The organism is Ktedonospora formicarum (assembly GCF_016587355.1).
In the GTDB taxonomy this organism is placed as follows: Bacteria; Chloroflexota; Ktedonobacteria; order Ktedonobacterales; family Ktedonobacteraceae; genus Ktedonobacter; species Ktedonobacter formicarum.
The window spans coordinates 2,534,156-2,557,005 of the sequence record NZ_BNJF01000001.1 but is presented as its reverse complement, the minus strand read 5'-3'; the positions used below and the strand labels follow the sequence as shown (position 1 = coordinate 2,557,005).

The 22,850-nt window shown below is 49.8% G+C and carries 20 protein-coding genes; 13 read left to right on the top strand and 7 right to left on the bottom strand.

What is annotated here, in order from left to right; translation table 11 throughout:
- Positions 1-315: 315 nt before the first annotated feature.
- The 3 genes from K3T82_RS11020 to K3T82_RS11010 form a co-directional block, all read right to left on the bottom strand.
- Positions 316-597: a tyrosine-type recombinase/integrase gene (locus tag K3T82_RS11020; RefSeq protein WP_420799261.1), complete on the bottom strand. Its 282-nt coding sequence runs from the start codon at positions 595-597 to the stop codon at positions 316-318.
- Positions 598-664: 67 nt separating this feature from the next.
- Entirely contained in the window at positions 665-1,105 is a 441-nt protein-coding gene (locus K3T82_RS11015) for a hypothetical protein (RefSeq protein ID WP_220193516.1), read from the bottom strand.
- A gap of 717 nt (positions 1,106-1,822) precedes the next feature.
- Entirely contained in the window at positions 1,823-1,972 is a 150-nt protein-coding gene (locus K3T82_RS11010; RefSeq protein ID WP_236031098.1) for a hypothetical protein, read from the bottom strand.
- A 176-nt stretch (positions 1,973-2,148) separates the two neighbouring features.
- Here K3T82_RS11010 and K3T82_RS11005 point away from each other — a divergent pair, with 176 nt between their 5' ends.
- The 8 genes from K3T82_RS11005 to K3T82_RS10970 all read left to right on the top strand — a co-directional run bounded on the left by K3T82_RS11005 (position 2,149) and on the right by K3T82_RS10970 (position 8,388).
- Complete coding sequence (locus tag K3T82_RS11005; protein ID WP_220193515.1) at positions 2,149-2,589, top strand: hypothetical protein; 441 nt, start codon at positions 2,149-2,151, stop codon at positions 2,587-2,589.
- Between the two features lie 125 nt (positions 2,590-2,714).
- Entirely contained in the window at positions 2,715-3,665 is a 951-nt protein-coding gene (locus K3T82_RS11000; protein ID WP_220193514.1) for an MBL fold metallo-hydrolase, read from the top strand.
- A gap of 12 nt (positions 3,666-3,677) precedes the next feature.
- On the top strand, positions 3,678-4,427 hold the full coding sequence (locus tag K3T82_RS10995; protein ID WP_220193513.1) for a site-2 protease family protein: 750 nt from the start codon (positions 3,678-3,680) through the stop codon (positions 4,425-4,427).
- A 115-nt stretch (positions 4,428-4,542) separates the two neighbouring features.
- Positions 4,543-5,070 carry an HDOD domain-containing protein gene (locus K3T82_RS10990; protein ID WP_220193512.1) on the top strand — a complete coding sequence of 176 codons (528 nt, stop codon included), beginning with the start codon at positions 4,543-4,545 and terminating at the stop codon, positions 5,068-5,070.
- Between the two features lie 4 nt (positions 5,071-5,074).
- Entirely contained in the window at positions 5,075-5,929 is an 855-nt protein-coding gene (locus K3T82_RS10985; protein ID WP_220193511.1) for a segregation and condensation protein A, read from the top strand.
- A gap of 278 nt (positions 5,930-6,207) precedes the next feature.
- Entirely contained in the window at positions 6,208-6,774 is a 567-nt protein-coding gene (locus tag K3T82_RS10980) for a nucleotide exchange factor GrpE (RefSeq protein ID WP_220193510.1), read from the top strand.
- A 120-nt stretch (positions 6,775-6,894) separates the two neighbouring features.
- Entirely contained in the window at positions 6,895-7,938 is a 1,044-nt protein-coding gene (locus K3T82_RS10975; protein ID WP_220193509.1) for a DnaJ C-terminal domain-containing protein, read from the top strand.
- Between the two features lie 24 nt (positions 7,939-7,962).
- Positions 7,963-8,388 (top strand): MerR family transcriptional regulator, encoded by a 426-nt coding sequence (locus K3T82_RS10970; RefSeq protein ID WP_220193508.1) that lies wholly within the window; start codon positions 7,963-7,965, stop codon positions 8,386-8,388.
- Positions 8,389-8,505: 117 nt separating this feature from the next.
- Here the strand turns inward: K3T82_RS10970 and K3T82_RS10965 are convergent, their stop codons facing one another.
- The 4 genes from K3T82_RS10965 to K3T82_RS10950 all read right to left on the bottom strand — a co-directional run bounded on the left by K3T82_RS10965 (position 8,506) and on the right by K3T82_RS10950 (position 15,013).
- Positions 8,506-10,527: a glycoside hydrolase family 3 N-terminal domain-containing protein gene (locus tag K3T82_RS10965; protein ID WP_220193507.1), complete on the bottom strand. Its 2,022-nt coding sequence runs from the start codon at positions 10,525-10,527 to the stop codon at positions 8,506-8,508.
- Positions 10,528-10,599: 72 nt separating this feature from the next.
- On the bottom strand, positions 10,600-12,723 hold the full coding sequence (locus K3T82_RS10960; RefSeq protein WP_220193506.1) for an alcohol dehydrogenase catalytic domain-containing protein: 2,124 nt from the start codon (positions 12,721-12,723) through the stop codon (positions 10,600-10,602).
- Between the two features lie 190 nt (positions 12,724-12,913).
- Complete coding sequence (locus tag K3T82_RS10955; protein ID WP_220193505.1) at positions 12,914-14,149, bottom strand: sensor histidine kinase; 1,236 nt, start codon at positions 14,147-14,149, stop codon at positions 12,914-12,916.
- A 111-nt stretch (positions 14,150-14,260) separates the two neighbouring features.
- The gene (locus K3T82_RS10950; protein ID WP_220193504.1) at positions 14,261-15,013 is read right to left on the bottom strand and encodes a response regulator transcription factor; all 753 of its coding nucleotides are present in this window, start codon (positions 15,011-15,013) and stop codon (positions 14,261-14,263) included.
- Positions 15,014-15,415: 402 nt separating this feature from the next.
- Here K3T82_RS10950 and K3T82_RS10945 point away from each other — a divergent pair, with 402 nt between their 5' ends.
- From K3T82_RS10945 to rpoB, 5 genes are all read left to right on the top strand, one after another.
- The gene (locus tag K3T82_RS10945) at positions 15,416-15,853 is read left to right on the top strand and encodes an RrF2 family transcriptional regulator (RefSeq protein ID WP_220193503.1); all 438 of its coding nucleotides are present in this window, start codon (positions 15,416-15,418) and stop codon (positions 15,851-15,853) included.
- Positions 15,854-15,960: 107 nt separating this feature from the next.
- Positions 15,961-16,377 (top strand): response regulator transcription factor, encoded by a 417-nt coding sequence (locus tag K3T82_RS10940; RefSeq protein ID WP_220193502.1) that lies wholly within the window; start codon positions 15,961-15,963, stop codon positions 16,375-16,377.
- 18 nt (positions 16,378-16,395) lie between these two features.
- Positions 16,396-17,349, top strand: a complete 954-nt coding sequence (cysK, locus tag K3T82_RS10935; protein ID WP_220193501.1) for a cysteine synthase A — start codon at positions 16,396-16,398, stop codon at positions 17,347-17,349.
- Between the two features lie 241 nt (positions 17,350-17,590).
- Positions 17,591-18,421: a hypothetical protein gene (locus K3T82_RS10930; protein ID WP_220193500.1), complete on the top strand. Its 831-nt coding sequence runs from the start codon at positions 17,591-17,593 to the stop codon at positions 18,419-18,421.
- Between the two features lie 854 nt (positions 18,422-19,275).
- Positions 19,276-22,767 carry a DNA-directed RNA polymerase subunit beta gene (rpoB, locus tag K3T82_RS10925; RefSeq protein WP_220193499.1) on the top strand — a complete coding sequence of 1,164 codons (3,492 nt, stop codon included), beginning with the start codon at positions 19,276-19,278 and terminating at the stop codon, positions 22,765-22,767.
- Positions 22,768-22,850: the final 83 nt, after the last annotated feature.

The following is a 22,850-nucleotide window of genomic DNA, read 5'->3' as shown; positions in this document are numbered from 1 at the left end:
AACAATGCCAGAAACCGGTTTGCTCTGGCAATATATCACAATACCAATTTGCCAGTTGCCTCTATCATACGCTATTCAGGCCGAATTTGCAGCGATTTTGTGCTGTTTACTAAAAGACCAAATGTTTACTTCAATCAAGAATTTTTGAAAATAAGCTAAGAATTGTCTATCACGGAGGCTTTTCAATCGGCACGACGCACGTTATAATAGGGACAATTATCTCATACCTTACTGCGCAACCCCGAATGATGCCTCTTCTCAAGCCCCTTCAGACTAATACAGCCTCTTGTCACAGCCAAAATGACAGCCATTGCGCTAAAAAGCGTCATTTTTATCGTCTTTGAAGATGTTATCCATGAGCCCTGCAACCTCCTTTTGTAGGGATGGCATCACGTGAGAGTATATGTTCATGGTGATGGCGATAGAGGCATGCCCTAAAAGTTCCTGCACGATCTTTGGATGTACTCCCTTTGCAAGAAGGATTGTAGCGGCACTATGCCTCAGATCATAGAAGTGCATTTTAGGCAAACCTGCCTTTGCGACGATCTCATGGAACTCATCTAGTGTCTGGTGAGTGTTCATGTAGCTACGGTTCATGCTACTGATCATCAAGCCTTTCGGGTTCCAGGATTCAAAGGTTAAGTCACGTCCAAAACCTCATACACTATACAATGTGATAAATTAGCTCTTTTTGTTGCCTTAACGTTTGGAAATCAACGCCTCTCTCTTCCCAGATTTCGAGCATTCTGATATAGAGCCGTTGTAACACGATAGAAACACCAGCATCAGGACTCAGTGAGTCTTGGAGCCATGCTCCATAGGTTGTAGCATATCCGACTATGGCCTTCTCGGCCCGGTCCAAGTTAACTTCGCGCTTGCGCTCACGCTGGGCAGCTTCAATGTTGGGGGTGTCTCTCCAATTTGACAAGAACGCTGCTTGGACTGTCTGCCATGGCTCGCTCGTTTCCCACCGTCGCCGATTGGTGTCTTTCGCGTTGGGCTCCACCATGCACAACCAGCCCTTTTTCTGCCCTGGATGTCCAACACAATAGGCCCAAATGGCAGGAGCTTTGTCTAATGCCTGGTAGACATCCTCAATATCCATTTCATGGAGAGCCTCACGCTTGACCCGGCATTTTTGTATCCAGCCCTTGCTGTTTTCTTCAATGTATTGGATTTAAAAGAGATGCTTGATATTTAATCCATGTGTTTTTCATAGTCAATAGACTACTAAGTGAATTAGAGACAACCTTTTTGTAGTGCTTAGAGCGGAGTGATGCAAAGTATAAGTTTGCGACAGAAAGAGGAAAATAGAATGACTAGACAGGTCGTGAGGAAGAGAGTTTGTCTGCTTGTAGCGAGTTGCATTATTGCGTTGATGCTATTAGCTGGTAGAACTACCCCAACAATAGCATCAATTACAAAAACTGCAATTACACAGAACACAGACGCTAAGCCCAAGCAACCCCAGCAACCCCAGCACCCCAAGCAACCCAAGCAACCTCAGCACCCCAAGCAGCACAAAGCAGAGAACATACCAAACACTCCCAACACTCCTAGCACTCCTTAATAATTTAAGGTCAGGAGTCGTAAGGCAGGCTATATTGAATAGCTCGTAAATGTACGAGAACATTGAGAGCAAGGATGCTCCCAATTCCACGCAAGGAGGTAAATTTATATACCAGGAAGATATGTTTGGGTTCCCGACACATTTCCTGGCCCATTTTATAAGCGGACAAGCACCTCACTTCCTGGATCACTTGGCCCTCGCCAAAGAGTAGCAACTATAGGGGCACAGTGTACTTACTCCGTGCCCCTGGTCTTATGCCAACATCTCAGCAAGAGCAAGGCCATGCTGAATAGTGTGTCCAGTCTTCGCCTCAACAGCTAACGCCCTCTCCATGACCACCCTCCCCTCCTGGGTATAGTAGCCTGTGCGTAACTGCTCTGGACTCTTGAGAAAGCACATCACACAGGATGGCTCCCTCTACCATTTCAGATATATGGAATGAGGTACAAATAGGGCTCGATTTATATGGGGAAGATGATATAGTGCCCTTTGGCGTCATGCTTGACTGACAAGATATCAATGATGAGATGTTTATGCATCTAAAGGACCATAACCAAAGCGTGGGTTACTCAAGTCTCATGCCAATAGATGAAGAAATACTTAAAACGCTCATCTATGATAAGATTAGAGAAAAGGACGTTCCACTTCGTGCCATTAGGCAATGGACAGAGCACCGCCTATCCGTTTATATTGCAACCCTTACTGTGAAGCCTTCAGGCAATAAAAAGCTTGATCGTGAGCGTGGTAGCTTCCTTATTAAGCAAACTATAAAGTGGGCGTTGTCTCTGAATCGTCAATTTGATGTAAAAAATTGGTATGGTATAGGAGCAACACCTGAAGGCCAGGAACTTTTTGAAAGACTTGGTTTCAGGGGAATTGCCTCTCTTCACAACGGCGAGAGAAAGGGCTACTTAGCAGAAGACATTAAGCAGCCAGTGAAGCTGGTAAACGATATGCTTACGCAAGTGAAGAGGAGTGATACCTCTTTGACAGCCAAAGAGGCGGACAATAACGTATGAATACGGATGAAAAGATGTTGGAGACATGTTCTATCACGGAGGCTTTTCAATCGGCACGACGCACGTTATAATAGGGACAATTATCTCATACATGTATGCTGCTAGGTTAGGAGCGAGGGATTTGTATGGCTGGTGAACAGCGTTTGCTTGTACGATTTTGGGGAGTTCGTGGCAGCTATCCAACGCCGGGAGCGCACACCCTTCGCCACGGCGGGAATACTTCCTGTGTTGAGGTTCAGGCCGGAGAGCATACCTTGATTTTCGATGCTGGTAGCGGTGTTATCGGCCTGGGTGATGCTCTAATGAAGCGTCTGGCGAATGACAAAACAGGGCAGGAGAGGCTAAACCTGGCGTTGTTTATTACGCATGGGCACGGAGATCACCTGGTTGGTTTTCCCTTCTTCTCTCCTTTATTTGACGCTCGCACAAGCATCCATTTCTTTGGTCCTTGCCTGGCTGGTCAGAGTATTGAACAGCTTGTAACTCCTCTGATGTCTCCACCGTATTTTCCTGTAGACGTTCGTAAACTTCCCTCGCAACGCATGTTTCATACCGTTGGCGATGAATCTTGCGTACTCTGGCGCGATCAGCCATATGAGGTCAGCCTGGACGTTTACCCCGGTAGGGACATGATACCCAAAAGCTCACCGGACGATGATTTAAGGGTTTTCGCGAAATTGACGAGTTGTCATCCGCAAAATGGCGCGCTAGTCTATCGCATCGAATATGCTGGAAAGCGAATCGTATACGCTACTGATGTGGAGTGGGAAGCGGGATGTGATCCCGATTTTGTGCGTTTCATTGAAGGGGCTGATGTTCTCATCCACGATGCGCAATATACTACTCCTGATTACCAGCAGATGAAACATGGATTTGGTCATAGTACAGTTGCTATGGCAGTTGAGGCTGCCCGTTTGGGAAGGGTGCGCGAGCTTGTGCTCTTCCATCATGAGCCAACATATGATGATGATCAACTTGATCTAATGGAAGCCGAGGCCCGAACACACTTCGCCCGTACCCGTTCGGCGTGTGAGGGGATGGAGATCGACCTTTTGGCAGAGACGCAAAGAGTGTAGAGTGAGAAACATATGGACTTTTCGCCAAAGATAAATGTACTTCTGGCACTCATGATACTATTGTCGTTCCTGGTGGCTATCGTGCTTCATGAATGGGCACACGCGGCAGTAGCAAACTGGTTAGGTGATCCCACACCACGCCAGGAGGGACGCCAATCACTTCGACTGCGCTCACATATTGAGCCTCTGGGTTTCTTGATGTGCCTGACTCTGGCTTTTCAGCCAGTAGCTGCCTTGCCATTGGGCTTGGGCTGGGGAAAAGCCGTGAAACCCGATCCCTGGAAGTTACGTAGTGGCCCCAATAAAGGGATACTGATGGTTGCTATAGCTGGCCCCCTCATGAATTTAATTCTGGGTCTGCTAAGCGCGTTAATCCTGCGAACGATGGTTACTGTAGGAGAGCCTGTATTTGGTAATGCTATTGGGGTTCGCGTGGTACAGCTTATGCTGGTTTTCTCAAGCGTCAACTTCTCTCTGTTTGTCTTCAATTTCGTTCCTCTGTTTCCCCTGGATGGTTATCAGGTACTCTATACACTTTTGCCAAGCAAACAGGCGATTAAGTATGCACGCTGGGCTGCCCCTTACGGGCCAGTCATTATTCTCTTGATCTTCTTTTTCTTGCCGTTTATTGGGCAGTTGTTGATGATTGGAGACTTTTTCCTCTTCCGTCTGGCCTATTATATCTGGCTAAGTGCGGAGGTATTAATAGGGCTAATCACTGGCATTCCGATCATTGATCTGAGTCGACTCTATATCTCGTAAGGGAGACAAATGGTAGAGTATGACTCTCCTAATATTGGGGAAATGTGGGTGTGTTGCAAGCGATAGTGTGCAAAATCGCTTATCGCTAGTAGTTGCAAGGGTAGTGGTAAGAAGTATGATATTACAGAAGGTTCTCTATCGTCTGGGGCAGGTGCGGCAGCAAATGGGGTTTGTGGAGCCGTTGACGTTGGATGAGCATAAAGAGGTTGCCTGCCGGTTACCAGAATCGGCCTTGTCGTTATTCTACACAATGAGCCCGGCTGATCAGCGCCATAGTGTGAGTGTATGTAGGGGATTGCTTGGGCGTGGCTGCGATGATGAAGACATGTTAGCCGCTGCACTTCTGCATGATGTGGGGAAAGCGGAAGGGCGCGTTCCGTTCTGGACGCGACCGGTAATTGTCCTTGGTAAAATATTCGCTCCGGCTTTGATGAGCAAGATCGCCATTTCTCCCCTCAATGCTGAGAAACATCATGTACAGCGCTGGCGGCTCACATTAGGGTACGCGTGGTGGCATGCCGAGGTAGGAGCGGAACTGGCAAGCGCAGTAGGACTCTCTGATATGGCGGTCTTGTATATTCGCACGCATCATCAGGCCAACGGACCGGCCGCTATTTTACACATGGTAGACGAGGTTTCATAAGCGTATGTTGGAGCAGGTTAGCGCGTGGCAAGAAGCCGAACCACAGGCCATAAATGAGCAATCAACGCATGAACAGAGGCGTTATGTTATCCACCTGCCGAGCTTTGAAGGCCCACTCGATCTGCTGCTACACCTGATTGAGAAACGACAGCTAGAGATTACGACTGTCTCCCTGCTTGCCGTGACGGATCAATATCTGGACTATCTCTCAGAGTGCGAGGCGGAAGCGCTACCATTAGCGAATATGGCGGCTTTTGTCTCTATCGCGGCTCGCCTCCTTTATATTAAATCCCAAAGCTTGCTTCCGCAGATGCCACGTACAGAGGAGCACGATTCCAATGAGAGTGCTGCCAGTCTGGCGGAAGAACTGCAACAACATTTGGTGGAATATAAGCTGACCAAGGAGATAGCGCAGGCTCTGAAACAGCGCGAAGATGAAGGTTTGCAGACGCATGGGCGTTCTGGCTTACTGGCTGGTATCGAGGCTCAGCTTGCCTGGACGCCTCCGACCCTTATGGGACTAGAGGTGCAGTCGCTCGCGCGTGCCTTGCAGCGCCTCCTTGATATGAAGGGGAGAGAAGAGGCGAATGGTGATCAATTGATGCCTGTTTCACGGGTACGTGTCAGTGATAGGATTGCGGAGATTGTCGAGCGTTTACAGGAGCGCGAGATGATCTTGTTTGAAGAGGTTGTGGCAAACGAGCAATCGCGTTTTGTGATTGTCGTCACCTTTATTGCTGCCCTCGAACTCTGGAAGTGGCAACGGATCAACATTGCGCAGGATGCACTCTTTAGCTCAATTATGTTGACACGTGGTGATCGTTGGGACGCTGTTGAGCAGGATGAGGTTGAAGATTAAGGGGGAGAGAAGAAGTGTGATACTAATTCATGAGCCAGTATCGCATTCCTTCTCTCTTTTCTTCTATATGACCTGTGATATAAAACTTGACAGAGAGTGACTCAAGTTTTATACTCGACACGGAATAATATGAAATTCGTTAGATGCCAGATGCATTGTCATAAACATAACTTTGCTGATTCTCTATTCGAAATTTGAGCACTTGGGTTGATATGAGAACTAACGGCACCGTGGTAGCTTTGTTTTCGTATGAGACCTGATGAGGAGATGTGTGATTGATGGAAGACTCTCAAGAGAAGATGGCCGAGCAGAATACTCAGCCCACCAACGAGCAGCGAGACGCTGATGCTCGTATCGCCGAACTCGAAACACAGTTGGAGCAAGCGCGTAAGGAGGCTGCGGAGAACTGGAACAAATACTTGCGCGAGCGGGCCGAATGGGATAACTTCCGCAAGCGCCAGGAGCGCCAGTTGGAGCAGCGTGTTGCCTCGCACAAGAAGGCGCTTTTTCATAAGTTGCTTGATGTGATGGACAATGTCGAGCGGGCCCTGGTCTATCAGGAAACTATGGACAAGGCAAATTTACAGCAGACGCTCCGTATGTTTCACTGGCAGATGAATGAGGTTTTGCGCGGCGAGGGGTTGAATATCGTTCCAACCGTAGGCGAGACCTTTAATCCATATGTGCATGAGGCTATTGAGGCCGTGGAGAGCACAGACCAGCCTGAGGGAACTATTCTTGAAGAGATGCGCAAAGGCTATACATTTGGAGAGGAGACTCTTCGTCCCGCGCATGTCAAGGTAAGCGTACCTGTGGGCAAGAATGGCGAGAGTGATACCAAGTAACTAGTGTGTTACTATATAGAATTATGCCAGGTGTGATATGAGCGGAATATGGGGCATGCCAATAGTGACCTGTTCCGCTCAAGCACAGGAGTAGCATGGCACTAAATGAGGGCCTGAGTGATGGATTATAAAGACTATTATAAAATATTGGGCGTCACACGTAGTGCCAGCGCGGATGAGATTAAAAAAGCTTTCCGTAAACTGGCACGTACGCACCATCCCGATGTAAATCCTGGTGATAAGAAGGCAGAAGCAAAGTTTAAAGAAATTAATGAGGCGTATGAGGTACTCTCTGATCCCGATAAGCGGCAGCGCTACGATACGCTTGGGCCAAATTGGCGCGATCAATTTGGAGGCTTCTCAGGAGCGCGGCGGGGAACTGCGAACTACCGTGGATCGCCTTTTGATTTTGATCCTGGTAATTCCGGTTTCTCTGATTTCTTCGAAATGGTCTTTGGACGCGGTGCTGCAGGGAATGCTGGCGCTACAGGTTTTTCCGGTGGTGGGTTCCGCTCATCCTCAAATGGTACTCATAAACGCGCGGGTGACAATATAGAGCAGCCAGTTGAGATTTCGCTTGCTGAAGCGTACCTGGGAAGCCAGCGAACCTTTAACATTCAATCACCTGAGGTTTGTACAGCCTGTCATGGCATGGGTGAGATTAATGGACGCCTGTGCGCGAAGTGTGGGGGGCAGGGACAAACCACTACCAATAGCAAACGCATCCAGGTGAAAATACCTTCAGGTGTTGATAATGGCTCCAAAATACGGGTTGCGAGCGAAGGCCATCCAGGGGCTAGTGGAGGACCGCGTGGTGATCTCTTTCTGGTAATCTCCGTCAAGCCAGATGAGGTTTTTGAGCGCAAGGGGGATGATGTTTATGCTAACATGGATGTCGATCTGACGACGGCGATATTGGGAGGAGAGGCGCCTGTAGCACTTCCCGATGGGAAGCGCTTGAGCCTGACGATTCCGCCCGAGACCCAAAATGGCAGGACATTTCGCCTGGCAGGCAAAGGCATGCCCCGTTTGAAAAGTGCGGAACGTGGTAACTTTTATGCGCGTGTCAATGTCGTGCTACCGACGCGTCTTACGGCGGAAGAGCGTGGTTTGTTTGAGAAACTTGCGCGAAGTCGCGGTGGAGGCGTAGGAGCACAGTCATAGTGAGGCGAAAGGAGTGATGCATATATGCCTGAAATGAGGAACGGCGCATGGTATATCATCAGTATTGCCGCTCAAAAGGCTGATGTGCATGAGCAAACCCTGCGCCATTATGAGCGTTTGGGCCTGATCACGCCAGCCCGCAAAGGAGAAAGCCCTCATAGCCCACGGCTCTATTCAGACAGGGATATTGATCGAGTCCTGCACATCCGAAGTTTGATGCGTGACCTAGGAGTTAACCTGGCAGGCGTTGAGGCTATTCTACGCATGAAGGATCGCATGGAGCAGATGCAGGATGAGATGGCGCGTGAGATGGAGGCTTTGCAGGCCCAACATGCGAATGAGATGAGGCGCTTAAAAGAAATCATAGAGCGTCTGCAACGCTCCCCTGGCTCGATAACGCCTGATACAATTCATTCGCCAGAGGCTGGCTCGCTTCCTGACCTTTCCTGAGCTAGGGATTATCGCCGCTGAGGCGATATAGCTATATACTGTGGTGGCTTGACAGGAGAATAGAGACAGTGCCCCGTGCAGCAACGGGGCACTGTCTCTATTCTCCTGTCAAGTGCTTTAGTTCTGTGGAGGTGTGGCTGGCATAAGATGGGCTTGCATCTTGAGCGCGATGATCCGTGTCGCGGCTTCATCCAAGCGTGCCTTCGAAAGCCTTCCATCCTTGAGGGCCTCCTTAATCGCATTGATCATATCAAGCGTCTGTGCGTAACCTGTGGGGCCGAGCAGCATGTCATTTCCTGCTTGCAGCGCCATTACCGCTGCCTGTGACATATTTACAGGGGTTCCATTGATGGTTACCCCCTTCATGTATAGCGCATCGGTCAGGGCTACCCCATCATAGCCAAATTCCTTCCGTAGAATATCCGTCATAAAGATATGTGAGAGCTCAGCGGGATAGACCGAATCAATAGCTGTCATCAAGATATCGGTAGGCATAACGATACCTGGATTTTCGAGCTTATCCTTAGACTGAATAAAGTGTTTAAAAGGGGCCAGCTCAGTCTGATAAAGCTGTTCTTTGGTGCGCGTAATGACTGGTAATCCATCATGAGGATCGATGGTAGAGGCACCTAAACCAGGGAAATGTTTAATAGTCGCGATTACCCCTTGCTGCTGCATTGCCTTAATATAGGGGCCAGCGAACTTAATGACGGAATCAGCACTATAGCCGAAGGTACGTGTGGTCTGACCAGGGCCATTGACGAGCGCTACATCAACACTTGGAGCGAGGTTGGCATTGATGCCCAGCGCGAGCAGATCCAGCGCGACCTGTTTCCCCTCTCTTTCGGCTTCTTGAGGGTTGCCGGTGTTATAGATATCGAGCGCCGATGGTCGAGGTGGATAAATATTATTAAGACGCTCAACGATGCCGCCTTCCTCGTCGGTTGAGATAAGTAAGGGAACTTTGGCATCATGCTCCATCTGGTCGATATCTTGCTTTGTTTGTGGCGCGGTCTGCATCTGAAACTCGTACATGATGACGCCGCCTGCATGCAAGTCCTTAATCATGCTTTTGATATCGTTCGAGTAGTAAGTATCATTATACTCGACCATAATCAATTGTCCTATCTCTTCGTCAAGTGACATGCGTGCGATATGGAGACCAGCGAGTTGCTTGTAATTCATCCGTGTAGAAAGGTGACGTAACTCGTCAATCTGTTTGGAGGAGAGGGACGATTGCACGAAGATTGGAGTTGTTCCTGATGTATTGCTATCACCTGTGAATAGGCGAGTCAGGGTAAGTGTGCCGCCACCCAGGATGACAAGCAGCGCAAGAATGACTGCGACCAGAAGATAGGTACGTGATGCGCGACGAGATAACTTCAATACTTGCCTCGGAGTGGGCTGTGATTTTATGCCTGACTGCTTGTTAGATGTGCGTGGCTTCGAAGTTGGCTCTTCACTCTGAGATGGTAGCGTTGGTTCTGGCGTTGCCAAAACAGGTTCTTCATTCTGGGATGGTGGCATTGGTTCTGAAGTTGCTAAAACAGGTTCCTTGTTCTGAGGTGATCGTGTGTGCTCTTGAGTTGTCGAGACTGCCTTTAGCTTGCCAGAGATTTGCACTGTCAGAGGGAAGAGCGGCTGATCCAACGTTAGTAGTGGATCAGTGAGGTCTATGGATGGATCGATGAGTGGTTTGGGAGTAGGAGCAGACTGGTCCTCGTCCAGTTGTTGCTCTGATGTGTTGTTAGGCTTTACTGAGGAACTGGCCCTGTCTTGCTTCGTTAGTTTGGGATTGGACTCATCAGGTAGTTTGAGCCAGAGTTCCGATGGCAGATCCTCCGCGCCTTCAAGGAGAAAGCCTGTTGGTAGCTGGCTGGTGAACCAGTTATCTGATCCAGGTGGGGGGGCATCGCTTGCGCTTTCCTGCTGTACATCCGTTTTGGGTTTGTTCGCACGTAAACGTGGAACCGTTGGTATCTCACCTTCGTCATCAGAGCTCGTTGGCGATGAGGGGGCGGCATCGCTTCTAGCGCCAGATTGGCTGCTGAAAGATGCCTTATTGGAGGTAGCTCTGGATGGTAAGGAAGCGCGCTTGCCTGTCTCTTCTAGATGGCTATCTTGCTGCTTACTTGACATATCGCTTTAACCTTGATGAGTGAATGATTTGATGTATGCCTGGGTAGGATATACATGCCTCGCCAGCTATGCTTAATGGTTAGTATTTGTCTTCTTACGACGCCGCGCGCGTCGGGATTGCGCTTGCGCTTCAGACCTGGCAGGCGTTTCAGATGGCTGTGGAGTCGTGCTAGATTCCTGAACACTTTCCGCTATTTTTACAAGGGGCGTGGGAGTATCCAGTGAATGCTCTTCGTACATATCCTCAGGTGTAGAGGGCGGTAGCTCTGACATATGATCATCTTCGATCTCAAAGTTGGATATGGGCTCATCTGGCGTTTCCTCATGAATCTCTTCAAAAGGAACTGGTTCTTGAGCCTGTGCTGAAGAAGATTCCTCAGAAGGCTGGCTTGCCGCTGGTATAGACTCAACAGCTCCCATAGGAGGCTCATCTGGTATATCGGAAAGCACAGGCAGCGGTTCCTCTTCTTGCGCCTCTGATGTCGGTGGGATCGACTCTTGGGGCATCATATATGAGCGAGATTGATCTTCATGTGATACCTTCTGAGGTGGAGACACTATTGGTAGGTCAGAGGTAGAGGGTGTAGCAAGCAAGGGCTCGCTCTTTTGTTCTTTGGGCCCCGGTTGATTTACATACTCAACGCTCAAAAGTCCCTCTGGTTGGGGCTCTACGTGAGCATCGTTAGCTGGCAGATCAGAGGTAGAGGGTGCGACCAGCAAGGGCTCACTTTTTTGTTCTCTAATGTAGGGTACGTTTGTACTGCTGGAAGCTTCTCGGTGGGATTTGGGCTTACGTCCAAGCGCGGGCATACGCGCCGTTTGGTCACCTCTTTCCGCGCCTTTAGGTTCTCCAGGCGTTGGCGAGGAGAACTTCTCTGTTTCTTCCTCAATAGTGTCAGGCCCTTGCTCTTCTTGCTGGCGTGTGATAGAAGGCTGGTAGCGAGAGCGTGCAGAGGCGCGGACATTGGGAACCACCGTCGAAGGTACAAGTGAGTAATCGAAGGCGACTTTAATCGCGTGTGTCTGGCCCTTACCCATAGCGGTTTCCAGTGCTTGCTGATAGTCTGTAATCGCGAAGCGATGCGTCAAGAACTGTTCGGGTTCAATCTGCCCTGCCTGTATCAATTCGGTCGCGGCGTCAAAGGTTGAGCGAGGCTGACCACTATGAGGCGGCCAGTGTTCGAGACCATGACTCATCGAACCGATGAGCTTAATCTCCTGGTTCCAGATGGGTGTGAGGTCGATGTGCATAGGATAAAGATGCACGCCGACCAGAACTAAATTGGCGCGAGCACAGGCCCAACGTAGAGCATGGGGTAGGGTGCGTTTGGTACCAATCGTATCGTAGATGGTTTCGAAGCCGCCAACCAGCGCGTGGTTGCCAAACCAGCCATTGTAGGGGCGGGCATTAGTGACTGTTTGTACCCCTAGATAACTATCATGAGTATAAATAATGTGATGTGCACCCAAGCGTGTCGCCTGCTCGATTTGAAAAGGATGGCGCGCGAGCACACTGATCTCAACTTGAGGAGCCAGCGCGCGTAGTATTTGCAGGGTCAACAAACCGATAGTTCCAGCGCCAATGATGAGCGCCTGGCTATCAGGACGTGGAAGAGCACGAAGTACAGCATGCAGAGCTACAGCTGTTGGCTCAAGAAGTACTGCTTGCTCATCGCTCATCCATGATGGAATGCGGAAGAGTTGTTGTTCTGGTAATACCATCTCTTCGCTCCACCCGCCTCCAATCGCGTGCGGTCCAGGAAGATTGCCATATTCACACAGATTATAGAAACCTTCAGAGCAAAAGCGGCAAACAGGTTCCGCGCCTTGAGAGATACAGTTGGGACCGTGCTGTAGGACCACGCGATCTCCGACTCGCAGGTGTTCGACTGTGTCACCAATCTCAACAACCTCGCCAACGACCTCATGTCCAGGATAGAGCCGTTTGTGTCCGGGGAGCGCTGCGAGAGAAATGCGCAAATCACCATCAGCCTCTACAAGATGTAGATCGCTGCCACAAATACCTGCCAGACGATTCCGTACGCGCACCCATGAAGAAGCTGCTAGAGTTGGGCGAGGAAGGTTCTCGACGCGCAGAGGGGCATAAGAAGAGAAATACGCGCCGCGCCAGAAGCGGCCCAGGAGTCGTGTGAGCAAAATACGTTTTGGGTCGAGATCAAGCGTTGAGGTCCACATGTTATCTCTCTCTTTGTTAGAAATACCGCTATGCACGAAAGTTATGCTACTCAGTTTTAATGATGGCAGTGTAACATGCTGTCAACGAGGAGGTCAATAATATTAGGAAGGAAAGTTATGGTATCGCTGAGGTTTTCCAGATAGTGTGGAAGGTTTCTTTCAAGGTGAAAAGGAAGGGCAACTCTCATTGTTATTGAGTGCAAGGTAGCGCTACGACAAAGTCTGTGCCCTCGCCCTTGACACTATGGACCGATATCCTGCCCTGATGAGCCTCAACGATAGCAGATGCGATAGCCAGGCCTAAGCCTGCGCCAGGAGTTCGTTGGTGTCGCCCATGGTAGAATGAATCAAAGATATTATCAAGCTCATCCTGGGGAATACCAGGCCCATTATCACTGACATGGATCTCAATAAATTGTTCTCGTTTATCCAGAATGATTGTAATCGAGCCCTGGGGAGCGGCTAGTCCATGCTTAACGGCATTGTCAAGTAGAATAAAGAGCAATTGTTTGACTCGCTCTTTATTGGCCTGTATTCCGAAAGGCGCTTCGGCACGTAATGTCACCTGGAAGGAACGATCATCGCTAGCTTGAGTACGAGCCTGCTCCATATTCTCATGAACGAGTTCGAGCAGGTCGATATATTGCATCTTTAAGGGCTGGTGTTCATTAAGACGTGCAAGTGTGAGCAGATTGTTGATGAGAGCTGTCATTCTTTCCGCTTCATTACTCATTAGCTTGAGCACACGCTGGGCGGTATCGGGGTCATCCTTGGCACCCCGGAGCAAGACCTCTGTAAAGCCACGAATTGAGGTCAGCGGTGTTCGTAACTGGTGTGACGCATCTGAGAAGAAGCGGCGGAAACGATCTTCGGCTGCGTGTTGTAACTCCTCCGCTCTCTCCAGTCGAGTGACCATCTCATCAATGCTCCCGCTGAGGCGATCAATCTCGTCCTGTGGCGGCAAGTGTAGAGGTGGGAGACGATCTCTCTGCTTCAAGTCGCCAAGCGCGATAGCCTGGGTGGCATCCGTGATACGAACTAGAGGGCGGAGTAGCAAAATTGTAAAGGTAAAAGTAAGTCCAATGCCGCCAAGGGCCAGGAGCACCAGGGTAGGATAGAGAAGAGCATTGGTTGTTTGCGGATCGCGTGAAAGCATAGTAGCAACAAGCAGTACCAACAATAAGACCAAGCTAAACACGGATGCTAGTTGTACGTGCAGGCTAAGAAATGGGCGGAGCCAGCGAGGAGTTTGCGTACTCAATGAATGGACAGGCTTAACCGTGCCATCTGACCCTACTGCCATTGTATGCTGGTGCATCGGGATAGCGTCCGACACTCCCTTAATGCTTGTGGGAGTGTAGCGTTCCTCAAGTGAGGAAAGATGTTGAGGGCGTTCGTTTTGTTTGTTAGGACGCAATTCAGACATAGGCTCTGGACTCCACTACATAAAGCGCGTATGGAATAGCTCAGATTTTCTATGAAAATCTACGTTACAATCGTGCCAGGTGCTCACACGCTCAAGTTTGCGTAGAAGAAGTTACCCTTTTAACACGTATCCGACGCTGCGAACGGTTTGGATGAGTCTGGGGGTACTGGGAGAGTCTTCGATTTTTTCACGCAAGTAACGTACATACACTTCAATAATGTTAGTTTCTCCAAGAAACTCATAGCCCCAAACTCTTTGTAGGATGGTCTGGCGGTCGAGCACCTGGCGAGGATGGCTCATAAAGAGATGGAGCAAGTTATATTCAGTGGCTGTTAATTCTATCGGATGACCACCGCGTGTAACTTCGCGTGTGCCAGTGTTCATGCGTAAGTCTTCGAACTCGAGGGTGTTGTCAGCATCGGCATTGCTTGCTCCCTGGGAACCACGTCCGCGACCTTGGCGGCGCAAAATAGCACGGATGCGCTCAAGTAATTCGTCGAAGTCAAAAGGTTTGGTTAGGTAGTCATCAGCCCCAATTCGTAGTCCGGCGATACGGTCGCGTACCTCATCTTTTGCTGTTAACATCAATATTGGGATCTCGCGGGTCGTGGGATTTTCTCGTAATCGGCGGCAGACCTCAAGCCCATCAATGCCTGGTGGCATCATCACATCCAGAATAATAATATCTGGATTGAGGCGAAGTGCCGCTGCGATGCCGGAATCTCCATCATTGGCTGATTCTACCTGGAAGCCTTCATAACGCAGACCCAGGCGAATAAACTCGATGATGTTTTCTTCGTCGTCGACAACCAGCACAGTGAGCTTATCTTGCCCTGATTGCCAGGTATTCCCTTGCTGCTGCATAAGTAGAGGACCCCCTTAGAATCCAAAAGCACTGCCCATAGATGGCTGAAGTATGGTGAAATTTATATGACTACCGTGATAATTTCATTATAGATGTCCATAATGGAGCCTGCAAGATAGCACAGACCTGTATGGGATATTCTCAGCAGAAATTAATCAAAAGAGTGTTGATCGGTTGCCATAGCCAAGCTGAAGTGGAGAGAAGGTGAACATCTTGTACTAAGGAACTTGAGAAGCGATGCTACCCATTGACATGCATACATTACTGATATATCCTAGCAATAGCATTACTCCTTATACGAAAAATTGAGAGCGCTATCCACGACAGTGGCGTTAGTTTTCGTATAAGACCTAGGCAAATAGTATTCTCAAGTCTCATTGCCCAGAAGAAAGGTCTCAAAAATGAAGCTAACAATGAAGGGAGACTACGGCCTGAGGGCGATGCTTGATATGGCCGCCTATTATGGGCAAGGGCCAATTGAAAGTTCAGATATCGCGAGTCGACAGTACATTCCTGAGCAATATCTAGACCAGATTCTGATGGTCCTGCGCAAAGAGGGCCTGGTAAAGAGTGTACGCGGTCCAAAGGGTGGTCATATGTTGGCGAAACCACCTGGGCAGATCACAATGGCGCATGTGATGCAGGCACTTGAAGGTTATGTTCCTCCTATGGAATGTTTGCCCAATCCCGACTTCTGTAAGCTCTCTCCAGGTTGCGCTCTACGCGAAGTATGGCAAAAAATAGATTCAGTGACCCAGCAGATTCTGACCTCGACCACTATTGAAGAATTGGCCCAGCGGCACCGCACGGGAACAACGGAAACTATGTACTATATCTAACGCGATTGTTTAAGGGAACCTCCCCTTATTACCTGATCCCGAGTAGTATACATATGATAGAGCATAATGGTGGGTAGAGGGGAGCAAGCGAGAAGGGGAGGATGCACGTGGCTGAAGCAACGGACGCAAAACGGCCAGGAGCACGTAAACTCATTGCTATTGTTGAGGATGATCCGGGCTTAAATAGCATGTTTCGTGATATGCTGGAGTGTGTTGGGGACTGGAATTTACGCTTCTTCAATGATGGGCAGGAGGCGAAGGATTGCTTGCCAGAACTTGGGGCTCATCTGATTTTGCTAGATGTAGGCCTGCCTAATCTAGACGGAGCGTCTCTCTATAAGATCCTGAAGGGACACAGCAAGACGAAAGACACCCCCATTATCATGATTACGGGTAGTCATGATTGGGAGCTTCATCGTATGGGCTTACAATCAGGCCTCCTATTGCGTAAACCATTCTATATGCACGAACTCATGAGCTTTATTAGCGCTTTATTGCCCGATACACGTGAGGCGAGCCAATAAGAAGGAAGACGAGCACATATGACCGGCTGGGCGAAAGATACGACTGAACTAGTAGGTCGTACCCCTCTAATCGAGCTCAAGCGCTTTCCTACACGAGCCGGAGGAGCGGCTGCGACGATACTGGCGAAATTGGAAATGTTTAGCCCCGGTGGAAGTGTGAAGGATCGGGTGGCGCAGCATATGGTGTGTGAAGCCGAGTCGCAGGGCTTACTTAGACCAGGTAGCGTCATTATAGAGCCAACAAGTGGTAACATGGGTATCTCGCTGGCGATGATCGCTGCTGCTCGTGGTTATCGCTGTATCTTGACTATGCCTGATACCGTTAGCCTGGAACGCCGCCTGCTCTTGCAACGGTTGGGGGCCGAAGTCTTGTTGACTCCCGCACGCCAGGGAATGCGGGGCGCGATCAACAAGGTCATCGAACTTCGAACGACACTACCCAATGCCTGGTATCCACAACAATTCTATAATCAGGCTAATCCACGCGCACATCGTTTAGGCACAGCCGCTGAGATTTGGGAAGAGACGGGTGGCGCGGTGGATATCTTTATCGCAGGTGCGGGTACAGGTGGTACTATCACTGGCGTAGCGGAGGGCTTGCGCGAACGTAAGCCTGATGTGGAAATTGTGGCTGTAGAGCCAGCCTCCTGTGCTGTTCTCTCTGGCGGTCGACCAGGCCCCCACCGCCTGGAAGGGCTAGGCCCTGGATTTATTCCCGATACTTTGCGCCTCGATCTGATCGATCGGGTAATTCCTGTGAGTGATCAGGATGCCGTCTCAACCGCCATCCAGTTGATGAAGGATGAGGGTCTATCGATTGGCATCAGTAGTGGTGCGGTCGCTTGGGCGAGCTTGCAGGAGGCGCGCAAAGAAGAAAATCGCGGGAAAGTGATTGTGACTATCTTTCCGAGCGCCGCCGAACGATATTTACATACTATCCTCTTCGATGATCTCCGAGGAAAAACTCGCTAACTTTCCACTAACTACGATAATTCAATGAGGAGGGCTGGTTTGTCATCGACAAACCAGCCCTCCTCATTGATCCCTCAGTATATGAGCATTGTGCCGAGGACATGAAAATGCTTAATCGATTAATTGTAATGTAACCCTGGCGCTATGGGAATCGTTTAAAGAGATAGTAGGATAGAATGGCTACGAAATTGAAGAGCTTTGAAAGCCACCCCATTCTATTGATCCTGAGCAAGGGGAAGTTATGAAACAACCTGCTAGTGATATGGTTATCTTCCATATGGGACGTGCCGCTTATCATAGGACACGCCTGTTAGCTATCTCAATGGCTGGAATTTTTTTCCTGGGCGCGATTGGTTGCATCCTGGGATGCATATGGATGTGGAGCATATATAGCCATGAGTTTACCTTATATTTGAAGTGGCAGGATGCCCTTGTTGGTCTTCTTGGTTTTATTGCCTTCGCTATGTTGAAAGGAGATATCCTAATTGCGCGCTTTCTTTACGCGCTGCATCGAGGATATCGCCATGGCATGTTTCTGGTGGGAAAGCATTCTTTAGAGGCACGTGATCTCTCACCACTGAACTTATCAAGTATTTTTTGGATGCTTAATAGCGAGTTCTGGTGCTTTGTTGCAGTTCTAGTTGGCCTTGTTCCAGCTATTTTGGTTGGTTGGACACTACATATTACCCACCCGCTCTTGATGGTTGTTGCGACAGGAGCCGCTATTCTTTTGAGCCTGGCTGGGGTGGCTGTAAGTGTTGTCGCGTTCTCATTTATTCTTATTGGCTGCGTCGGCGCGATCTCATTTACAAAGAATCTGGGGGCCGTGCAGACGTACGAGTTGAGCAACCGTATGATGCTGCGTATCGATGATTTCCAGTTGACCATCATTTATCCAGGGGCTCAGGAATCATTGATTGAATTGAAACTGCTGGACAAGGAGGATCGGCGTGTCTTGCTGGATCTCCTGCATGCGCGCTGGATTGATGCTCAACATGTCTGGAATCCTAGACTCGGAGAAGAGATCGAGCAAGCGTTAAGGGAGTCTGAGCGGAGTGCGGTCCTGGTATAAACTCTTTTTATTGGGGAATGGAATAAACTGGCTGTCTTTTGCGTTCTCAATAGGTGAGAAGGAAGATTCTTGAGAACGATGAGCTTGTAGAGCATTGATTTGCTTTATATCAAGATGTGTCGTAATATCATCAGACTATTTAGCCGGCAGAGAAAAGTATTGACATGCGTGGGTGTAGGTAGTATACTTACCTCTTGCCAGTGTAGTTATACTTATAGCAGTGCTACTCCTGGTGACTGCCAAACAATAGATACAATAGGCAAACAAGAGAGCAAAGAACGGACAGGACACATCATTTCCCCAGCGCACACCATAGTATACAAACCGCAAGCAGAATTGTTATCCGCAGCAGAAGATCGACGCAGATGTCAGTTTGCAGCATGGGTTATGCCTGGTTGGGGCGTGAGGGGCGGTGATGTGGTTTTATGCTGTTCCTGGCTTGATCACTGTGTAATAAAGTTCCAATGTATAGGCATTGTCTATCCTGTTGGGGGGTGCTGATGTGTGGACGCAAGGCAAGAATATTGTTACATGTGAGTAAGAGTAGGAGTAACCGCTTATTGAGCTAGTGAGCGGTTACTTTTCTTGTCGTTGAACGTTTCACAGAACAGGCGTTATAGGCAACAACCAGCAATTATCTAATTTTTTCCGTTTCCCGTTACTCTTTTTAGGAATGTCTCCCGGCTTGTGCTTGAACACCACACCTACATGTTATACGCACATGTATTATACAACGGTGACAGCGCTGTTGTGCCAGTGTTCGTGGTACAGGCTATGTGCATTCTGCGAGAAGTGCGCCTCGGCGTGCTCCTCGCGATCCTCATGGGCGACTAGGTGAGAGGAGAATACCACTTATGGCAGTAAGCACGAAGGCCGTTGCTCTCCCCGAGCGCGTCTCTTTTGCGCGTATCCCGGATATACGGCCTATGCCCGGCCTGATCCAGATCCAGCTCGATTCCTTTGAATGGTTCAAGAAAGAAGGTCTGCGCGAACTTTTCGAAGAAATTTCTCCTATCGAAGATTTTACCGGCAAAAACCTCAGCCTGGAATTTATTGTCCCTCCTGAACCCTTTGGCAAGCCAAAATATGCCGAGGATGAGTGTCGTGATCGCGATGCGACTTTCGCCGCTCCCCTCAATGTAAAGGCACGCCTGATTAATAAAGAGACAGGTGAGATCATCGAGAAGGACATCTTTATGGGTGACTTCCCGTTGATGACCAAAGCAGGCACATTTATCATCAATGGTGCCGAGCGCGTAGTGGTAAGCCAGCTTGTGCGCTCTCCTGGCGTCTACTTCACCATGGATGAGGATGCGACCACTGGCAAGAGGCTCTTTGCTGCGAAACTTATTCCTGGCCGTGGCGCGTGGCTTGAGTTCGAGACCAGCAATAAGAATTTGCTGACCGTGAAAATTGATCGCAAGCGTAAGTTGCCAGTGACTACCTTGTTGCGAGCTATCTCTAGCCTGGCAAAAGAGCATTGGCATGTTGAAAACCTGGATCTCTCAACAGATCAAGGAATTCTGGACGCTTTTGCGGAAGTTGATAATAATTCCGTTATTCGCTATATCCAGGCTACTCTTGATCGCGATCCAGTCAAGAGGGAAGAAGAGGCCCTGCTAGAGCTGTACAAGAAGCTGCGTCCTGGCGATCCCGCCACCTTGGATAATGCACGCTCCCTGGTGCGCAATCTCTTCTTCAATCCACGCCGCTATGATCTTGGTAATGTCGGACGCTATAAATTGAATCGCAAGCTGGATCTTTCAATTCCACAGAGCCAGCGTATTCTGACGCAGGACGATTTGGTCAATATTATTCGCCGCCTGGTCTCGCTTAACAATGGGCGTGGGCGTAAGGACGATATCGACCACCTGGGCAACCGTCGTGTGCGTTGTGTGGGTGAATTGATTCAAAGTCAGTTCCGTGTCGGCCTGCTGCGTATGGAGCGCGTCGTTAAAGAGCGCATGAGTATCCAGGAGCCTGGTCAGGCTACCCCAAATGCACTTATCAATATCCGCCCAGTTGTGGCGGCGATGAAAGAGTTCTTCGGTGGTAGCCAGCTCTCCCAGTTTATGGACCAGGTGAATGCTCTGGCTGAGATTGGTCACAAGCGCCGCCTCTCTGCTCTGGGTCCTGGCGGTCTTTCTCGTGATCGTGCTGGTTTCGATGTTCGTGACGTACATGAGTCACACTATGGTCGTATCTGCCCAATTGAGACACCTGAAGGCCCAAACATTGGCCTGATTGGTAACTTGGCGACCTATGGGCAGACCAATCCTTACGGCTTTATTGAAACACCTTATCGCCGCGTTATCAAGCGTCTGCCTGCGAATGACTCACGCTTGCTCGGTCGCGAACTACGTGGCTTATATGGCCGCCGCGAAGATATTGTCACCGAGGATGGAGAAGTTCTATTCAAGCGCAATAATCCAGTGCGCGTGGACGAAGAGCTCTTTGAGAAGCTGTCCTTCCTGGGCGATACGCCGGTGAGTGTCCGACCCTTTGTGACTGATGAAGTCGATTACCAGACTGCTGACGACGAAGAGAATTATTCTATCGCTCAGGCGAATGCTGCTCTGACTGATAATAACGAGTTCGCAGATAACCGTGTGTTGGCTCGCTATCAAGGTGAGTTCACCGAGGTGGCGTCAGATAGCATTGACTATATGGACGTTTCACCGCGCCAGACAGTGAGTGTTGCCACGGCCTTGATTCCTTTCCTGGAGCATGACGACGTAAACCGCGCGCTTATGGGTGCGAACATGCAGCGTCAGGCAGTACCTCTGCTCCGTCCCCAGTCGCCGATTTGTGGCACTGGTATTGAGCGGCAGGTCGCCGTTGACTCAGGTCAGGTCATTGTGGCTCAGGCCACCGGCGAGGTTGTTTCCTCGACGGCGCGTAAGATTGAGATCATGGACCAAGCTGGCGAGCTTTATACACACGCTCTACGCAAGTTTGTGCGTTCCAACAATGGTACCTGCATTAACCAGCGTCCTATCGTTAAGAAGGGCGACTATGTGAGTGCGGGTCAGGTCATCGCCGATAGCTCATCAACCGAATTGGGTGAACTGGCGCTGGGTCAGAATATCCTGGTGGCCTTTATGAGCTGGGAAGGCGGTAACTTTGAGGACGCCATCCTCATCAGTGAGCGCATTGTGCGTGAAGACCTCTTCACCTCGATTCACATCGAGAAGTACGAGGTGGATGCGCGTGATACCAAGCTGGGTCCCGAAGAAATTACGCGCGACATTCCAAACGTTGGTGAGGAAGGCCTGCGTAACCTGGACGAGCGTGGCATCATCTATGTTGGTGCTGAAGTTGGTGCTCAAGATATCCTGGTAGGTAAGATTACGCCGAAGGGCGAGACCGAGCTGACCGCCGAAGAGAAACTGCTACGCGCTATCTTTGGTGAGAAGGCGCGTGAGGTTAAAGACACTTCCCTGCGTGTGCCTCACGGCGAACGTGGTAAGGTCGTTGAGGTCAAGGTCTTCTCGCGCGAAGCTGGTGACGAATTGTCGCCGGGTGTAAACCAGCTTGTACGTGTCAGCATTGCGCAGAAGCGTAAGATTGGTGCAGGCGACAAGATGGCTGGACGCCACGGTAACAAGGGTGTTATCTCCAGAGTCTTGCCGATTGAAGATATGCCATTCTTGCCCGATGGAACACCGGTGGATATCATTCTGAATCCTCTGGGTGTGCCTCACCGCATGAACATTGGTCAGATCATGGAGACGCATCTGGGCTGGGCCGCTAGCGTGCTTGGCTTCAAGATTGCTACTCCGGTCTTCGACGGTGCAACCGAGGAAGACATCGAAGAGATGCTACGGCGAGCAGGCTTACCTGAGAGTGGTAAGGTGCAACTCTATGATGGTCGCACAGGTGAGCCGTTTGATCACCCTGTGACCGTGGGTTATACCTATATGCTGAAACTGGCTCACCTGGTTGAAGATAAAGTACACGCCCGCTCGACTGGACCATACAGCTTGATTACTCAGCAGCCGTTGGGTGGTAAAGCGCAGTTCGGTGGACAGCGCTTCGGTGAGATGGAAGTGTGGGCGCTGGAAGCCTATGGCGCAGCGAATATCCTGCAAGAAATCCTTACCGTCAAGTCCGACGATGTGGTGGGTCGCGTGAAGACCTACGAAGCCATCGTCAAGGGCGAGAATATTATGGAGCCCGGTGTGCCTGAATCCTTTAAGGTGTTGGTCAAAGAATTGCAAAGCCTCGGTATCAATGTTGAGGTGTTGAACGAGGATGAGCAAAAGATACAGTTTGTGGAAGACACCTCAAATGATGTGATGCCGGAACTGGGTATTAATCTGTCCGGTTTCGAAGGAGACCAGTAGCGTAGGGAAGTGCGACGGTAGGCGTGCTTGTGGAGCACACCCAGGTGCTTTGTGAGCGCGCCTATTGCCCCTACCCCAGGAGG

Coding starts and splice junctions, on each gene's coding strand:
- K3T82_RS11020 (WP_420799261.1), bottom strand. CDS start 597: ATGAACCGTAGCTACATGAACACTCACCAGACACTAGATGAGTTCCAT.
- K3T82_RS10970 (WP_220193508.1), top strand. CDS start 7,963: ATGCCTGAAATGAGGAACGGCGCATGGTATATCATCAGTATTGCCGCT.
- K3T82_RS10960 (WP_220193506.1), bottom strand. CDS start 12,723: ATGTGGACCTCAACGCTTGATCTCGACCCAAAACGTATTTTGCTCACA.
- K3T82_RS10995 (WP_220193513.1), top strand. CDS start 3,678: ATGGACTTTTCGCCAAAGATAAATGTACTTCTGGCACTCATGATACTA.
- K3T82_RS10945 (WP_220193503.1), top strand. CDS start 15,416: ATGAAGCTAACAATGAAGGGAGACTACGGCCTGAGGGCGATGCTTGAT.
- rpoB (WP_220193499.1), top strand. CDS start 19,276: ATGGCAGTAAGCACGAAGGCCGTTGCTCTCCCCGAGCGCGTCTCTTTT.
- K3T82_RS11005 (WP_220193515.1), top strand. CDS start 2,149: ATGCCAATAGATGAAGAAATACTTAAAACGCTCATCTATGATAAGATT.
- cysK (WP_220193501.1), top strand. CDS start 16,396: ATGACCGGCTGGGCGAAAGATACGACTGAACTAGTAGGTCGTACCCCT.
- K3T82_RS10965 (WP_220193507.1), bottom strand. CDS start 10,527: ATGTCAAGTAAGCAGCAAGATAGCCATCTAGAAGAGACAGGCAAGCGC.
- K3T82_RS11015 (WP_220193516.1), bottom strand. CDS start 1,105: ATGGATATTGAGGATGTCTACCAGGCATTAGACAAAGCTCCTGCCATT.
- K3T82_RS10980 (WP_220193510.1), top strand. CDS start 6,208: ATGGAAGACTCTCAAGAGAAGATGGCCGAGCAGAATACTCAGCCCACC.
- K3T82_RS11000 (WP_220193514.1), top strand. CDS start 2,715: ATGGCTGGTGAACAGCGTTTGCTTGTACGATTTTGGGGAGTTCGTGGC.
- K3T82_RS10950 (WP_220193504.1), bottom strand. CDS start 15,013: ATGCAGCAGCAAGGGAATACCTGGCAATCAGGGCAAGATAAGCTCACT.
- K3T82_RS10990 (WP_220193512.1), top strand. CDS start 4,543: ATGATATTACAGAAGGTTCTCTATCGTCTGGGGCAGGTGCGGCAGCAA.
- K3T82_RS10955 (WP_220193505.1), bottom strand. CDS start 14,149: ATGTCTGAATTGCGTCCTAACAAACAAAACGAACGCCCTCAACATCTT.
- K3T82_RS10975 (WP_220193509.1), top strand. CDS start 6,895: ATGGATTATAAAGACTATTATAAAATATTGGGCGTCACACGTAGTGCC.
- K3T82_RS10930 (WP_220193500.1), top strand. CDS start 17,591: ATGAAACAACCTGCTAGTGATATGGTTATCTTCCATATGGGACGTGCC.
- K3T82_RS10985 (WP_220193511.1), top strand. CDS start 5,075: ATGTTGGAGCAGGTTAGCGCGTGGCAAGAAGCCGAACCACAGGCCATA.